Consider the following 16,051-nt stretch of genomic DNA (forward strand, 5'->3'; position numbering starts at 1 on the left):
GTTCTGCCCGCCATCTACCGAAGGATTTTTGATAGATACGACATCGGCCCGCCGCGCCCATACCGCTCAGAACACAAAGACCCGGCCGCATCGGCGTGACACGAGTTATCCCACCCAGCGTGACAACTAGCTGATTTTGTTCCGCTGCGCGTGTGGCGAGACACCGAAATGCGCGCGATAGACTTTGGAAAAATGCCCGGGGCTTTCGTATCCACAGGCCATCGCGATGTCTGTCACAGAATCCTCGGTTTGCAACAGAAGCGTTCTGGCGCGGTCAAGGCGCATTTCGACATAGTATCTCTTTGGAGTGGAATTCAGGTATTTTCCAAATAACCGTTCCAGCTGACGGGTCGAAATTCCAAGTTCGGTCGCAATTGTTGAGGGCGAAATGGGCTCGTCAATCTGGTCGCGCATGATGCGAATGGCACCGATCAGATGTTTGTTGCGCATTCCGTTTCTGGACTGCAACGACACACGCTGTTCCGCGGTGGCATTTCTGACGGCCACGTAAACCATCTGATCCGCCACGTCGAGCGCCAGATCCTCGCCATGATCCGCCTCGATCAGATGCAGCATCAGATCAGCCGTCGCGGTGCCACCGGAGGCTGTAACGTGCTTTTCATCGGGAACAAACACGCTGCGCACCAGATTTACATTGGGAAACTCTTCCATGAAGCTGTCGTGATATTCCCAATGGATGGCAGCCTTCTGCCCGTCCAGAAACCCGGCTTCGGCCAGGATCCATGCGCCCGAGCACAACGCGCCGATTTCTGTCCCTTTTGCCCTTTCTCTTCGCAAAGCCGCCAACAATGGCCGGCTGACATGGTTCCGCATGTTGATGCCCGACAGAACAAACAGCCGGTGGCATTTCCCAACCGATGCGAAATCACCATCCACGATGGTTCTGGCGCCGTTCGACGAAACAGCGGATTGACCGTCTTCCGAGTGCAAGGACCACTGATAAAGCTCTTGTCCGCTGATCAGGTTCGCTATTCGCAACGGTTCCACTGCACATGAAAACGCCAGATGAGAGAACTCATCTGTCAGAAAAAACACGAACCTTTGGGCCTGTGGCATCATGGCGTCCGTCATCGCCTAGCTTAGCGTAGCAAAAAGATATTTGCCGATATCACAGATCAAAGTTCAGAACCATCGGTTCGCTCTTCAGATTTCTGACATCTCCTTGATTTTTTGTCTGTAATGGCAATGACGCAAGGACCGCGTTGCAGTTCGTTTGAACGGGTCCTGGCGTGGTTACGCGTAATTCCGAGGATGTGTCACATTCTGATGGACACGAAGGAAACCACATTCCCGATTATTCAAAGGGTACGTGGTTTCCTGTCGGGCGCGGATGTCGTGCCAAGGTCATCAGGCTGGGCAAACCGCTTACAACGGATGGATCAGCCTTTACCTGCCGCTGATGGCAGTCCCAAGCGAGGGGAACCGCACGATGCGGTAGGTACCGATCGACGCATCCTCGCCACCGTTCAATACCGGAGACCGGTGAAGCTCATTGATCGTGGCATAGACATACCCGTCCACGCCCATCGAGAATCCATCGGGCCACGGCAGATCGTCGTCGGATTGATAGAGGACCTCATAGGTCCCATCGGGCCGGGTGACACCGATTGCGTTATCCGTCATTGCGGTGATGTATACATTGCCCTCGGCATCAATTGTCGATCCGTCCGAGATGACCTTGTCGCCATACCGTTCGACTTTGGCAGCCAGCGCATCTTCGGACAGGCTTTGATCCAGCAGATCCGCCGTCCTGACACGATACATCGACGTCGCCGTCATCGGCGCAAAATAGACCCAGTTGTTGGTCGGATCGATAGTGATCGGGTTGATGCCGATCTTGGCGGGATTTCCACCCAAGGTGATCTCACGCCCGTCGATGATCATCGGGGTGTCTTCGGGAACAGTAAACGCGCTGCCCTCAAGCACACGGCGTGCCCGCCCGGTTGCCATGTCGATCACAATCACCGCCGAATTCACGCCGTCGCCGGTGTCCGAAATGTAGATTGCGTCATGTTCGCGATCGATGGCCAGATCGTTGAGGAAAGATGTCGGCCGCGCAACAGGCTGCCCGACATAGTAGATCGCGTGCAGCTCTTCGGTATTGGTATTCCACCCAACCACACGCCCGGACTGCGTTTCGCCCTGCCCGTCCAGCATCCAAAGAATACCTTCACGATCGACCCGCAGGCCAAGAACACCCTGCAGCCCATCCCCGTCATCTTCCGGGGCACGCGCCCATGTTTCGGTTGGATAGGGTTTGGTGCTGCCGTCCGGCATGACCTCAACCACGCGCAATTCGGGTCCGTAAAATTCATGAACTGACATGAACATTCGCCCGTCCGGCCCGATCGCCAAATTGCCCGGCGGCATATCTTTGGGAAACTCCAGATAGGTCTCCAAGTCCGCAGCCATTGCCGGGCCCGCCAAAACCGCGACCGCACTGATTGCACTGAATATATGTCTCATGAGCACTCCTCCGTTGATTTGGCACTGGAGTAGTTCAATCGAATAGGTTAGATAAATACGCCCAATTCCGAAACCATCGTTAGAAATTTTCAAATGTACTCGATTGACGATCTAAAGACGTTTGTCGCCATCGCCGAGGTCAATGGGGTCACCGCAGGTGCCCGACGCGTCGGCATTTCCCCGGCCACCGCCAGCCACCGGCTCAACAAGCTTGAGCAGGCGCTGAAACTGACCTTGTTCCATCGCAACAGCCGTATGTTGAAGCTGACAGATGAAGGTCAGATATTCTTTGATCGGACTGAGGCGATCCTGTCTGACCTCGCTCAGGCCGAACGCGATGCAGGCAGCGGATCGGCAAGCCTGACCGGTCATATCCGGGTGACCATGTCGCCTTGGATCCTGACCCGCTATGTTCTGCCGGCGCTGCCTGACTTTCAACGCGCACATCCCAAGCTGACCTTTGATTTTCTTGCGGTTGACCGGTTTGTTTCGCTGTCTGCCGAAGGTCAGGATTGCGCGATACGCGTTGGCAACCTGTCCGACAGCGCACTGGTTGCGCGTAAACTGAGCGGGAACCAACGGATTATCTGCGCCTCGCCAGACTATTTTGCCCGCCACGGAATGCCACAAGACCTGCAACAAATGGTCGAACTGCCCTGGGTCTGTCTGCCCTGGCAAACACGGATTGCGTTTGCCGATTCAAAGGGAAAGCGTAAGGACGCCAGCGTGCGATCCACCGTGCTTGTTTCAAACTCGGACACTTTGACAGACGCCGTGAAGCAGGGTCTTGGTCTGGCGATCAAATCGCGGCTAGCGATCAAGGAAGAGCTTGAAAACGGCAGCCTTGTCGAACTCTGCCCCGGAGCGTTGTGGTCACCGGACGCACCAATCTGGTTTGTCTATCCACCCGAAGGCCGGTCTGCGTCCAAGACAGAATTGTTTGGTGAGTTCGTGTCTGAGTGTTTTCAGTGAAAGGGCCCGGATCTTGACGTGCTCTCTTGGACCCAGGGCACCTTTCAGCATCGCAGCATGGATCAACACCGCCTGCCCTCACGCGCCCGGCGTTTTGTGATCCACCCATACGCCACGACCACTAAAGCGCCCGAATACGGTTGTTGCGGGCGTTGTGTTCCAGTTCGGCCAAGCCCAACAGTTCCAGCACCGGGCCCACATAGTTTGCAAAACGCCCCCGATAACCTTTGCGCAGACCATAGTAACCGCCCACCGGGTTGGCCTCCGACCGCGCCCAATCTTCCAGAGTACCGGGCTTTGTTGGCTTACCTTCGTCCGCATTCCCAAGCGGCATCCAGTCGCCATGCGCCTTCAACATCGCATGCGCATCCTCAAGTGCGCGCAACTGATAGGACAACCTTGTTTTCCCAACCTGCACAACCAATGCAGGCGGGTCATTTGCCTCATCCTTCCAGACCTGAAATTCCGAGCTCAGCGGTGGAGTTTTCAGGACCCAAGGGTCGTCCTGCATACCGGATCCGTAAACGACATCATTCATCGGCTTCAGCCTTTTCTTTCAGTGTATTTGCAAATTTCTCAAAGCTCGGGGACAAGTCCGGCATCGACTTTACGATAACGCCCGAGAGCGCACCGCTGAAGACTTCCTGCATATGAAACGTGGTCGCCTGGCCAGTTGATGACAGGTGAAACGTCCGTGTGCCGGTAAACAACCCAAAAGGCATACCACCGCGCCAAACCATTTTGGTCGGAGCCTGCAATTCGGTCACTGTCAATCCAAAACTCCGTTTCGGATCGACCTCGGACCTTAGCTTGATGCGGTTTTTCTCGGTCAGAGCACCTTCGATCCGAAGAATACCAAAGGGAACTGGATCCCGGGGTAAATCTTCGGTCAACACAGACCATACCCGTTCCACCGGCGCCGAGATTTCAATCGATGTTTCATATGTTTTCATGCCCGTCCTCATCCTTGACAGACGAACGGATAATCGAAGTAACATGACATCTTATGTCATGTTAGGAACAGCACCATGCGCGCCGCCCGTCTTCTGCAAATACTGCTGCTGTTGCAAAACCGCGGCCGCCAGACCTCGGTCCAACTTGCCGAAGAACTAGAGGTCGCCCCTCGCACCATTCTGCGTGATGTGGATGCGATGACGGAAGCAGGCTTGCCGATCATCGTTCACCAGGGCAACGGCGGTGGGATCGAGTTGGGGTTCAATTACCGCACGCGCCTGACCGGTTTGGCACGGGACGAGGCAACGGCCCTGGGCCTCATTTTGCAGGCCGACAATCCAATGATTTCGGCATTAAGCCTTGAAAACGCGGCAAAGCGCGCGCAGGCCAAGCTGATCGAAAGCCTTCCCGACAAGACACGGATCGAAGCGAAGACGGCAGCAGATCGGTTCAAACTTTCCCGAACCACCATTGTCGACGATCCCCGCGTCCGCGCAATGTCACACGCCGTTCAGGCCAAAACGATTGTTCGCCTGCGCTTTGCCACGCCGACCGAACAGGCCATTCATCCCCTTAGGATGATTTTGGACGACACGAACTGGCATGTGTTGGACGGCCTGACAAACGCTACGATACCGATGGACGATTGGGGAAGATTGAACATCTCGGCCAAGCGGTTTCCTGTCAGATCCGGCTGACCTTGCCCCCTGCCCTGAATGCTCTCCCGACCTTAGACAGACCGGGGTTCACACAGCCGGTGCAAGCACAGGATTGGCCCCAAACATCTACTCTCCCAACCGTTCCATCAGGCGGGCATAAGCTGTTTGGCCGCGTCTGAAAGTCGGCAGGCGGAAGAACTCGTCCGGGGCATGCTGGTTTTCGTCTTCGTGACCAAAGGCAAACATGACCGCGTGCAACCCCAACTCGTCCAGCAACGTCGACATCACTGGGATCGAGCCACCGACGCGGGTTTTATAAGCGGGCTTTCCGTAAACTTCTTCCAGAACCTGACCCGCGATTGCGGTGGCATTGTGCCCGGCGGGGACCAGAAACGGGTCCGCACGCCCGGGGTTGCGCGACACTTCGGCGGTGACGCCCTGTGGGCAATGGGCCGAAACATGAGCAGAAATCAGATCAAAAATCTTTTCGGGGTTCTGATTGGCGACCAGCCGGCAGGTGATCTTGGCTGAGGCAATCGCGGGCAGCACGGTCTTTGTGCCGTCTCCCTGCCAGCCGCTGGTCAGCCCGTTAACCTCAAGCGTCGGGCGCGCCCACAGGTTTTCACGCGTTGTAAATCCCGGCTCGCCCAGCGTCGCCGGGGCACCGGTTTGGGCGAGATAGGCCGCCTCATCCCAGGGCACCCGCGCAATTGCCGCGCGGTCTTCATCGGTCAAAGCGACGACATCATCGTAAAAGCCGTCCACCGTGATCCGCCCATCGGTTGATTTCATGCTGGCCAGCAACTGCGCCAACGCCATTGCCGGGTTTGCAACGCCACCGCCATGCATGCCGGAATGCAGATCGGACTTGGCGCCCTGAACCGTAATTTCCAGCGAAGTAAGCCCCTTCAACCCCAGTACCAATTGCGGCGTTTCAGTATCCCACTGACTGCCATCGGCGGAAAAGATCATATCGGCCTGCAGCCTGTCGAGATTTGCTTCGATAAAAGGCGGAAGGTCGGGCGATCCGATCTCTTCCTGGCCTTCAAAGAAAAAGCGCACGTTGACCGGCAGTTTCCCGGTCTCTGCCAGTAAAGCCTCAGCCGCAAGGATCGGAATCAGCATTGCGCCCTTGTCGTCCGTCGCCCCACGCCCATAAATCCGGTCCCCGCGGATCGTCGGCTCGAACGGAGGTGACGACCAGAGCTCGAACGGTTCGGCAGGCTGAACGTCAAAGTGGCCGTAGATCAGAATGGTGGGCGCATCGGGCCCGGCATGCAGCCAATCGGCACAGACCACCGGATGGCCTGCGGTGTCCATCATTTGGACGTTTTCCATTCCCGCCGCGACCAGCCGATCAACCACCCACTGCCCGGCTTTTCGAACGTCGCCCACATTTTCGGGCTTGGCCGATACCGACGGAATGCGGATGAAGTCGCACAACTCTTCGACAAAGCGCGACTGGTGTGTGTCAAGATATTCGGCCCAACTCATTCCATGCCCTCGCAGATGTTTGCGCTTAACTTACGAAACTCAACCGGGCCTGCAAGCCTGCGGGTCAAAGTTTCGCGCGTTGGAACGCCGGTTCAAACGATGGCTTGGCATCGCTTTTGCACCCTGCTTAAAATCGCCTAACTGCAAAACGCCCTGAAAATACAGGGCACTTCATTTTCGGGCGGCGTCTCAGCATGACGAAAAACGTGAACTCGGAGACCCATACCTGGAATGTACCGGGATTTGGCGCGCATCACATCGCCAAGTTGTTGGACAACCGTGGCTTGGATATTGTTGCGCTTCTGAAATCAGCGAACCTGCCAGCGGACCTTGCCGAAACCCCACCGGACTTTGTTGATGTGCGCAATGAGCTGCGCCTATTGGAGCTTGCCATCGAAAAGACAGGTGACCCTCTTTTTGCGATCTCGGCGGGCAAGACGTTCAACCCCCGGCGGACGACCCTTCTCAGCTATGTCGTATTGAACTCTCCGACCGTGGGCGAGGCGATTGAGAAAGCTGTAAACTACGCGCGCTTGGCGCGGGGGTTCGCCAAGCTTTCATTCTATGGTGACAAACAGGGCCTGTTCCTAGAGGTGGATTCAGCCGCCCGGTTGATGCATACCGATGGCGCCCATAACGAGTTTCGGATTTCCGCTCTTTTGACCAGTTTGCAAATCGCGGCTGAGGCACCCCTGCCCGTCATTGAGGTTCGATTCCCCCACGGTTTGACCAGTGAAAGGCACGCGCAGATTGCGGATGCCCTTTCGGTGACCATCAAACCGGGCCACAGAGTTCCGGGCATCCTGTTTGACAATGCCGTGAAAGATATTCCGATCAAGGACACGGATCCGGCCCTGCTGCTGCACCTTGAAAAACATGTGCAAACCCTGATGAAGGACCTGCCGCCCATACTAGGCGAGACAAGCGCGTTGGTGCAGGGCGAGATTACTTCGCGACTGTCGTTCAACGCCCCGACACAAGATGAAATCGCGAAAACGCTTGGGATGAGTATCAGTACACTTGGACGCAAACTGACCAAAGAGGGCACGACCTATAAACAGCTGCTGAAAGACATTCGGCGACGGCTGGCAGAGCAATATTTGGATGACCCCAAGCTCAGCCTGTCCGAGATTGCGTTTGCGCTTGGGTATTCCGATCAGGCTGCGTTCACGAATGCCTACAAATCCTGGACGGGCCAATCCCCTGGCCGTGTTCGGGCCGTCTAGGATGCCTCGCGGCTGACCCGAAGTTCAATCACCCGCAATGTTCGTTTTGGTGGGTCTACGACTTGGCATCTGAGCAAGAGTCACAGTTGTCCGAGTTTGAAACCTCAGGTTTCGACGGGAGACCCGGATCGAAGATTTCGGAGGTTTCTTGGCTGATGACCTCTGACGGCGCGGCCATGGACATTCCGGCGCTTGTGACAAATGCGACCAGTGTGGCGGCTGTAAGGATTGTCTTTTTCATCGTCTCTCTCCTCAAATAAACGGGCGTTCCATACGCTGTGTGCAATCAATTTAAGGTTCGGCTTCGCAGGTTTATTGCGCTGACACGTCAAGATTTTGAGAAAAGACCGCAAATAATCGCCGGTTTACCGGAATTCTGGCCATATTCACAGCATTGAGGTGTGATCTGCCAACAAAAATGGGCGCGCCAGCTTACAGCGCGCCCCAGTCCACAGGGAGGATAGTGAAAAGATACGCTTTGGAAAAATATCAAGCGCGATCAATCAACTGTATTCAGAATTATCGGATCCGGACTATTTGTCAGTGATGCGGATCACATTTCCTTGGATTTGGGCACATTCCGGCCCTGCATCCGGGAAATCAAACGCGACAGGGCGCAACAGTTTCCCGAAATCAGTAACACGGCGAATATTTGTGGTGGTTGTCATGAGGAGGGATCTCAGAACATCTTCCGCCATTTGACCCCAGGCCCGGTTCAAATTCTCTGTTGATGGCCGCTTCGGCGTTTTCCTTGTTTACGTTCTGGCCCGCACCCTCCAGCCCGGCAACCGGCAAAACGTTACCGCGGGATGCGTCCGACTGGACATGGGACGCGCGGGAAATCTCACCTCCGCCCAATGTGCTGTGACCAGGCGATGGGTGCGCCGTTGACGCTCCGGCGCTGATGGCAAGTGCGAACATAGTGGCGGATGCAATCAAGTGGGTTTTCATCTTATGGCTCCTTTCGGTGGGCGTTCCTGAAATTCTGTCTGTGCAATCAATCTGGCAATTTGCCGGTCGAATTTATTGCGCAGACAGGTCAAGCTTTTGAGAAAAGACATCAAGTTGAAGCCCGTCGGCTTTGCCCTCGGAAACGGTGTCATCCGGTTAGGATCAGGCCCGTGCAGCGAAGGGCCAGATCAAGTTTGAATCAAATCCGCAGTTTATTCCTGTCTGCGCAGCTTGATCGCGGCTACATCCCGGAAAGCCCTGCGTTGGTATTCAGCAGAAACTGGCGAAAGATCGGGCTGCTTGCTGCCCCGATACCACGGGCGTTTTCCCCAACTGCGGCGGCCTCGACGACCGGAGGGATCAACCCCCGTTTGTCCTGATTGACGAGATAGCGGCGAACCCGGGCAACCAGTTCGTCACGCACTTCCGGCGGGAACGCACCGTCGATAAAAATCGCCTCAAAGTCGATGACCGCACATATAGACAAGGCAGCCTTGGCCAATTCCTGCGCCGTGGTTCCGATCCAGGGCTCGACATAGCGCGAAATACTGCTCCAATCTTGTGGCTTTTGCCACAGAACCCCTGGATTGACACCAGATTCGATCAACCGGTCCTCCAGCAGAAACAACGAGGCGGTATCGATCAGTTGCTGACTTTCTCCCAAAGGACCGGTCGTCCGCATCGCGCCCAAAGCCCCCGCATTGCCCTGGTTGCCCTCGAATACGGTGCCGTTCAACGCAACGCCGCCGCCGATCATCGAACCGATAAAGAAATAGAAGTAATCCCGATACTCTGCCCCACGACCATAAAGATGCTCTGCGTGGCACGCCGCCGTTGCATCGTTGACCACGAAAACCGGCAGATCGCTGAACTTGGCAACTTCGGAAAAGAAATTCACGTTTTTCCACGATCTGAATTTCTTGGCTGCCAGCCCGGTCAGATCATGCCACCTCCAAAGCTCGAAGGGGGTACCGATCCCGATACCGCAGACACGTTCGCGAAGCCTTTGAGGCTCCGAGGACAGCAGCGTTTCCAAACCGGATTCGAGAAACCCGAATACGGCCTCGGGCAGCGGATAGTCGTAGGTGGTGGAAAGCTGGCGGCGTGGATGTCCGGTGAAGTCGATCAAAAGCAGATCGGCGCTGCGTCGTCCGATCTTCATTCCGACCGACAAGATGCCCTCGGGGTTAAGCTCCATCGGGATCGAAGGCTTCCCGACTTTCCCGCGCATCGGCGTGCCGCGCTTGATGATCTCGTCTTTTTCAAGCTTGCGCAAAATGATGGAAACGGTTTGCGGGGACAGGCCGGTCAGCCGCGCAATCTCGGCCCCTGCGGCGGACCCATGCCGTTGTAATACGGTCAGAATCAGGCGTTCGTTGTGATCGCGAACTCCGCTTTGGCTCACCCCACCGGTCAGTATCTTGAGCGCCTCTTTCTCCATGAGAGTAAACATAAACACCTTATTTTCTTATGAAAAGGCGTCCCGGCAAATTAATAAATAAACTTTATTTATTTATTGACAGCAAGGCCAGAATCACAGTTTCTTGAACAGGACCTTCATTGGAGGATGAAGGCGCGCCTTGCAGGGACGTTACGCGGGGCGACAACAATTTTCTGGGAGGACAACATGAGAAATCTACTCAAGCTTGCCGCATCCGCGACTGCGCTGACACTGGCGGCAGCCTCTGCGCAAGCGGCTGGTGAAACCGTCTGCCTGATCACCAAGACCGATACCAACCCCTTCTTCGTCAAGATGAAGGAAGGCGCGACTGCCAAAGCAGAAGAGCTTGGCATGACGCTCAAGGCGTTTGCCGGCAAGGTTGATGGCGACCATGAAACTCAGGTCCAGGCGATTGAAACCTGCATCCTTGACGGTGCCAAAGGTATTTTGCTGACCGCATCTGACACCAGCTCGATCGTTCCCGCCGTTAAACAGGCGCGGGATGCGGGTGTCCTGGTCATTGCGCTGGATACGCCGCTCAGCCCGATTGACTCGGCAGATGCAACATTCGCGACGGACAACTACAAGGCCGGGTTGCTGATCGGTCAATGGGCCAAGGCCAAAATGGGCGACGCTGCTGCCGATGCCAGGATCGCGACGCTGGATCTGAACGTCAGCCAGCCAACTGTCGACGTTCTGCGCAATCAGGGCTTCCTGGACGGGTTCGGCGTAGAGCTGGCAGACCCGAATGTGATCGGCGACGAAACCGATGCGCGTCTGGTTGGTAGTGACGTGACCGACGGCAACGAAGAAGGCGGTCGCCGCGCGATGGAAAACCTTCTGGCCAAGGATTCATCGATCAACGTTGTCCACACCATCAACGAACCGGCCGCTGCGGGCGCATATGAGGCGCTGAAATCCATCGGACGTGAAAATGACGTTCTGATCGTATCGGTCGATGGTGGCTGCCCTGGCGTTCAAAACGTCGAAGCCGGTGTAATCGGCGCCACCAGCCAGCAGTATCCGTTGCTGATGGCATCTTTGGGTGTCGAAGCCGTGAAGAAATGGGCCGAAGAGGGCGTGAAGCCCGAAAACACCCCTGGCAAAGACTTCTATGACACGGGCGTTGCGCTTATTACCGATCAGCCGGTCGATGGCGTCGAGTCGCTGTCGGTTGCAGAAGGTCTTGATCTCTGCTGGGGCTAAGAACATCCCCTTTGGGTGAGGTGTATCTGCGCCTCACCAATCCCTTCACCAGAAAACCGAAACTTCCTGTAAACTGAATTCGTGGACATGATGCCAGCCACGAAAAGGGGGGAGAGATGTCTGAAGCAAACCAAAACGCCCAGAAATTCGAAACCGCCGCCAACACGTCGGAAACCGTGGCGGAGTTTGAAGACCACAGGCGTGGTATTCTGGGAAAGTTGCAGCATCTTCTGCATGTCAATCCGTCCTTTGTGCCGCTGATCGTTCTGGTCGGCGCGATCGTGATCTTCGGTTTGCTGCTGGGGTCCAAATTCTTCTCGCCCTTTGCCATGACGCTGATCCTGCAGCAGGTTCAGATCGTAGGCATCGTGGCCGCAGCACAAAGTCTTGTCATCCTGACCGCCGGCATCGACCTGAGCGTTGGGGCGATCATGGTGTTTTCATCCGTCATCATGGGTCAGTTCACCTTCCGCTATGGCATCCCCGTGCCCATTGCCGTCATGTGCGGACTGGCGATGGGAACGCTGATCGGGGCTCTCAATGGTTGGCTTGTGAGCCGCGTCAAGCTGCCCCCTTTCATCGTCACACTTGGGATGTGGCAGATCGTTCTGGCGACAAACTTCCTGTATTCCGCGAACGAGACCATTCGCAGTCAGGATATCGAGGCCAATGCGCCGTTCCTGCAATTCTTTGGCACCAAGTTCAGCATCGGCGGCGCGACGTTCACGGTTGGTGTGATCTTCATGCTCGTTCTGATTTTCGTACTGGCCTATGCGCTTAAACACACCGCCTGGGGGCGGCATGTTTATGCAGTGGGCGATGACCCCGAGGCGGCCGAGCTATCCGGCGTGAATGTGCACCGAACGCTGATGTCGGTTTACATGCTGTCGGGTCTGATCTGTGCGTTTGCGGGTTGGGCCCTGATCGGGCGCATCGGGTCGGTTTCGCCGACATCCGGTCAGTTGGCCAATATCGAAAGCATCACCGCTGTTGTGATCGGGGGTATCTCTTTGTTCGGCGGGCGCGGATCTATTCTGGGGTCCCTCTTCGGGGCGCTGATCGTTGGCGTTTTCACGCTTGGGCTCAGACTTCTGGGCGCCGACGCGCAATGGACCTTCCTGTTGATCGGACTTCTCATCATCGCAGCGGTCGCCGTTGACCAGTGGATCAGAAAGGTATCGGGCTGATGTCAGACAAAACGCCAGTCGTCCAGGGACGCGGGATCGTGAAGCGCTATGGCCACGTCACCGCCATCGACCATTCCGACTTTGAACTGCGTCAGGGGGAAATCCTGGCCGTCATCGGCGACAACGGCGCGGGTAAGTCGTCCATCGTCAAGGCGATCTGCGGTGCCACAATCCCGGATGAGGGTGAGATCCTGATCGAAGGCAAAAAGGTCAACTTCACCTCGCCAATTGACGCGCGGAACATGGGGATCGAGATCGTCTATCAGCAGCTTGCCATGTCCCCTGCCCTATCGATTGCCGACAACATGTTCATGGGGCGCGAGATACGCAAACAGGGGTTCATGGGCAAATACCTGCGCCAACTCGACCGCCCCGCGATGGAGAAGTTCGCCCGCGAAAAACTGACCGAGCTTGGGCTGATGACCGTGCAGTCGATCAATCAGGCGGTTGAGACACTTTCCGGTGGTCAGCGCCAGGGTGTAGCTGTCGCCCGCGCCGCCGCCTTTGCCACCAAGTTCATTATCATGGACGAACCGACTGCGGCCCTTGGAGTCAAGGAAAGCCGCAAAGTGCTGGAGTTGATCCAGGACGTGCGTGCGCGTGGCATTCCGATCATCCTGATCAGCCACAACATGCCGCATGTGTTCGAGGTCGCCGACCGCATTCACGTACACCGGCTGGGCAAACGACTCTGCACGATTGATCCCAAGGATTATACGATGTCCGATGCCGTCGCGTTTATGACAGGCGCCAAAGACCCTCCGAAAGATGACGCCGCCTTATCACGGTTCAACCAGAATGCAAGCTAGGCCGCCCGGGGGACGCTGTCCTTTGACAGGCAGCGCCCTGTGTAGAAGATTCTAGCCACAACGGCCCTTGTCAGCCCGGCCGCGATAGGTGCGGAAGGCAGGACCACCCATCCGGGTCGTTCAGAACGGGGTCTCTGTGCTGGCGGTGTTGTTGTCGAGACTCGATTCAAAGGCGTCGCTTGAGACGGTTGCCGTGTTACGCACGAGCCCACCGTAAACGTCGCCAAATTCCACACCGATGACCCAATAGGCCAAAAGCCCGTCTTCGCCTGGACCAATATCATCGAACTCTGCCCGCATTGTCGCCTGAGAGGTGGTGTCCGGCATCACCTGAAAATCAACGCTTTGAAAGGTCCCGCCCGGCTCTACAATGACCGGCTCAACAAGCGGGATGATCGGGATCGCAGCCAACGCACCCTCGGAAATCTCGGTCTCGATGACATCGGTGATTTCGACCTCGGTCAGTTCGAAGTCACACGAATGGGTAAATCCGATATCATAGCGCAGCGCTCGGATCCGGAGGCCTCCGATATCCAAAGGCGGAAACGGTTCGCTGACCTCCTTGGTCAGTTCAATGTCGCAGCCTTCTGCGCGGTCGCGCGCCGGAATCACCTCGACATCGATCGAGCTATGGCCCGCAACCTGCCCATTGCGATCCAAACCGGCGGTCGAATAGACCGCCGTAACATCCAGCGCCTCGGGGCTTTGCACGACAAGAAAGCCCTCGAAGAAATCTGATGGGTCGGATTCAGGAAAGAGACGCGTGCGCAGATCGACGCAATCGCTGTTCAACGCCTCGTCATAGGCCAGCGTATCGGTGCCGATCGGAAAGATGCCACCCGGCACCTGGCCGCCCGGGGGGATTGCACGGGCCAGTTTCTTGAAAAACGAAACCTCGTCCACGCCGGGATTGTGAATATTGACGGATGTGGCGTAAAACCCCGGCGCCAAGCGGGGCGCTTCGCCTGGGCGGATGACGCCGCAGACCACTTTGGTCGCGTATTCGAACCTCTGCGGTTCGGGCTCGGGCGCGAAGTCACCTGTGGCAAAGACGTCAGTGGTGCGGTTGGTATCGTTGTTGACCAGATTGGCCGCACGGGTCGTGAATGCGACAACGCTGCCGTCGCCAGAGATCGCCGGACCAACCGAAGAGAATTCTGCCGGTTCGCCGCCAAGACCATGAGAAACGAGTGTCATCGTATTTGCCGCAAGATCACGCAGGAAGACTTGCGTATGCTGATCGTTGACGATCGGTGCATCAAGCAGGTTGGTTGCCCTGCTGATCATCAGAACCCGGTCGCCATTCGGCCCGATGGCCGCAAAATAGCTGTCGTCATCGGCCTGCGTACCATCAATGGCCTCGCTGACGCGAATATTTTCACCCGTTGCGATCTCATGCCGGAAAAGGTCGACCAGCCCATTATCGTCATCATCCACAATCGCATCCGAGAAGCTGTAATATGATACGAATTCCCCATTGCGCGAGATGCGCGGGTATCCACTTGTACCGTCTGCGGGTGTTCCGTCGGGCAGGGTCGACAGCAATGAGATATCACCGCTGAGAACGTCAAAAAGGTACACGCCAAAGAACTCAGGATCATCATCCGTCAGACCGCTGCCAGCACTGGCAAAAACAACCCGGCTGCCATCTCCGCTGACATCGGGGTATGAACTGTCCTGCACAAGATCATCCGGATCGGGAAAGGTGATGCGCGTGGTTGTGCCCGCGGCACGGTCGTGCAGGTAAATCTGGTCGTCGTCCTGCGTATCGCTGCCATCGTAACTGGCCACCGATGCGAATGCGACAAGGTTACCATCATCGCTGATCGACACGACTGGGTGCACGTTGCCAGTTGCCTCTGAGCCGTCAGAGGCGACACTGACCCGTTCGGTGATGCCTGTCACTCTGTCATGAACAAACGCATCACGGCTGTTATTGGTGTCGCCGGGAACAAGGTTGCTCGCCTCCGAGGCGAAGGCCACAAAACGGCCATCCGGGGTGATATCTGGGCGGTTGACAAACATGCCTCCGACCACAAGGACCGCACCCATCCCGCCGGAACTGTCGCCGTTGCCTTCGGTTCCGTCAGAGGCGACCGAGACGCGAAAGACCTCTCCGGTCAGGCGGTCTTTTACAAAAACGTCCTCGGCATCGTTGGTATCGTTGGGCACCAGATTGGTCGCGCGAGACGAGAAAACAACAAGCCGACCGTCAGCGCTAAGCTCTGCATTCACGTTGAGTTGGTCGGCCTGAACACCGTCGATATCGACGGTGACCCGTGACAAATCATCGGCGTATAAAACAGTTGGGACGGTCAAAAAGAGGAATGAAACCTTTAAAAATGAGGGCATGGGGCAATCCTAATGCTGAAAATTAGTTGCTTAAAAATCAAATTCTTAGTCAATTCTGCGCGGCGAAAAATACCACTAGACTATCGAGCATCAACCGGCGCTTCCCGGGAAAACACTCTTAGGATTAAGGTGACTGGTATCGATGTCGATTTCAAGACAGCCCCGGCGGTACCGCGCCAACACGCTTGTTTCCGCTCATCAGCCCAGTACCACCATGGGTGGAGTGGATCGGCGGATGGATGGGTTAAATCCCGCTCAACTGCGGTAAATGCGAGACCCTTTGGGATCAAACACTTGGTAGATCAACATTGGG

15 protein-coding genes are annotated in these 16,051 nt (G+C 56.3%); 6 read left to right on the forward strand and 9 right to left on the reverse strand.

All coding sequences use genetic code 11. From position 1 onward, the window contains the following. Window positions 1-126: 126 nt before the first annotated feature. Entirely contained in the window at window positions 127-1,077 is a 951-nt protein-coding gene (locus tag ACR0AG_RS01720; RefSeq protein WP_480836861.1) for a GlxA family transcriptional regulator, read from the reverse strand. A 330-nt stretch (window positions 1,078-1,407) separates the two neighbouring features. Further along, a complete protein-coding gene (locus tag ACR0AG_RS01725; protein ID WP_480835795.1) occupies window positions 1,408-2,487 on the reverse strand; it encodes an L-dopachrome tautomerase-related protein in 1,080 nt (359 codons plus the stop codon). Between the two features lie 93 nt (window positions 2,488-2,580). Here ACR0AG_RS01725 and ACR0AG_RS01730 point away from each other — a divergent pair, with 93 nt between their 5' ends. Beyond that, window positions 2,581-3,459, forward strand: coding sequence for a LysR family transcriptional regulator (locus ACR0AG_RS01730; RefSeq protein ID WP_480835797.1), 879 nt, complete (start codon window positions 2,581-2,583; stop codon window positions 3,457-3,459). A 121-nt stretch (window positions 3,460-3,580) separates the two neighbouring features. Here the strand turns inward: ACR0AG_RS01730 and ACR0AG_RS01735 are convergent, their stop codons facing one another. After that, entirely contained in the window at window positions 3,581-3,997 is a 417-nt protein-coding gene (locus ACR0AG_RS01735; RefSeq protein WP_480835799.1) for a DUF6855 family protein, read from the reverse strand. Next, window positions 3,990-4,412: an SRPBCC family protein gene (locus ACR0AG_RS01740; RefSeq protein WP_480835801.1), complete on the reverse strand. Its 423-nt coding sequence runs from the start codon at window positions 4,410-4,412 to the stop codon at window positions 3,990-3,992. Before ACR0AG_RS01740 ends, ACR0AG_RS01735 begins: the two co-directional genes overlap by 8 nt. A gap of 75 nt (window positions 4,413-4,487) precedes the next feature. Between ACR0AG_RS01740 and ACR0AG_RS01745 the strand changes: the two genes are divergently transcribed. Next, complete coding sequence (locus tag ACR0AG_RS01745; RefSeq protein WP_480835803.1) at window positions 4,488-5,111, forward strand: helix-turn-helix transcriptional regulator; 624 nt, start codon at window positions 4,488-4,490, stop codon at window positions 5,109-5,111. 87 nt (window positions 5,112-5,198) lie between these two features. Here ACR0AG_RS01745 and ACR0AG_RS01750 read toward each other — a convergent pair whose 3' ends face one another. After that, on the reverse strand, window positions 5,199-6,566 hold the full coding sequence (locus ACR0AG_RS01750) for a dipeptidase (protein ID WP_480835805.1): 1,368 nt from the start codon (window positions 6,564-6,566) through the stop codon (window positions 5,199-5,201). A 194-nt stretch (window positions 6,567-6,760) separates the two neighbouring features. Between ACR0AG_RS01750 and ACR0AG_RS01755 the strand changes: the two genes are divergently transcribed. After that, complete coding sequence (locus ACR0AG_RS01755; protein ID WP_480835807.1) at window positions 6,761-7,792, forward strand: AraC family transcriptional regulator; 1,032 nt, start codon at window positions 6,761-6,763, stop codon at window positions 7,790-7,792. A gap of 55 nt (window positions 7,793-7,847) precedes the next feature. Here the strand turns inward: ACR0AG_RS01755 and ACR0AG_RS01760 are convergent, their stop codons facing one another. From ACR0AG_RS01760 to ACR0AG_RS01770, 3 genes are all read right to left on the reverse strand, one after another. Next, a complete protein-coding gene (locus ACR0AG_RS01760) occupies window positions 7,848-8,033 on the reverse strand; it encodes a hypothetical protein (RefSeq protein ID WP_480835809.1) in 186 nt (61 codons plus the stop codon). A 392-nt stretch (window positions 8,034-8,425) separates the two neighbouring features. Further along, a complete protein-coding gene (locus ACR0AG_RS01765) occupies window positions 8,426-8,743 on the reverse strand; it encodes a hypothetical protein (protein ID WP_480835811.1) in 318 nt (105 codons plus the stop codon). Between the two features lie 241 nt (window positions 8,744-8,984). Continuing rightward, window positions 8,985-10,184 (reverse strand): ROK family transcriptional regulator, encoded by a 1,200-nt coding sequence (locus tag ACR0AG_RS01770; RefSeq protein ID WP_480836862.1) that lies wholly within the window; start codon window positions 10,182-10,184, stop codon window positions 8,985-8,987. 186 nt (window positions 10,185-10,370) lie between these two features. On the opposite strand from ACR0AG_RS01770, the gene ACR0AG_RS01775 reads away from it, so the two are divergent. The 3 genes from ACR0AG_RS01775 (at window position 10,371) to ACR0AG_RS01785 (ending at window position 13,386) form a co-directional block, all read left to right on the forward strand. Continuing rightward, complete coding sequence (locus ACR0AG_RS01775) at window positions 10,371-11,390, forward strand: substrate-binding domain-containing protein (protein WP_480835814.1); 1,020 nt, start codon at window positions 10,371-10,373, stop codon at window positions 11,388-11,390. 116 nt (window positions 11,391-11,506) lie between these two features. After that, window positions 11,507-12,577: an ABC transporter permease gene (locus ACR0AG_RS01780; RefSeq protein ID WP_480835817.1), complete on the forward strand. Its 1,071-nt coding sequence runs from the start codon at window positions 11,507-11,509 to the stop codon at window positions 12,575-12,577. Continuing rightward, complete coding sequence (locus ACR0AG_RS01785; protein ID WP_480835819.1) at window positions 12,577-13,386, forward strand: ATP-binding cassette domain-containing protein; 810 nt, start codon at window positions 12,577-12,579, stop codon at window positions 13,384-13,386. Before ACR0AG_RS01780 ends, ACR0AG_RS01785 begins: the two co-directional genes overlap by 1 nt. 120 nt (window positions 13,387-13,506) lie before the next feature. On the opposite strand, the gene ACR0AG_RS01790 is transcribed toward ACR0AG_RS01785, so the two are convergent. After that, a complete protein-coding gene (locus tag ACR0AG_RS01790) occupies window positions 13,507-15,672 on the reverse strand; it encodes a TolB family protein (RefSeq protein WP_480835823.1) in 2,166 nt (721 codons plus the stop codon). Window positions 15,673-16,051 lie beyond the last annotated feature (379 nt).

Source organism: Ruegeria sp. H6, from assembly GCF_056532975.1.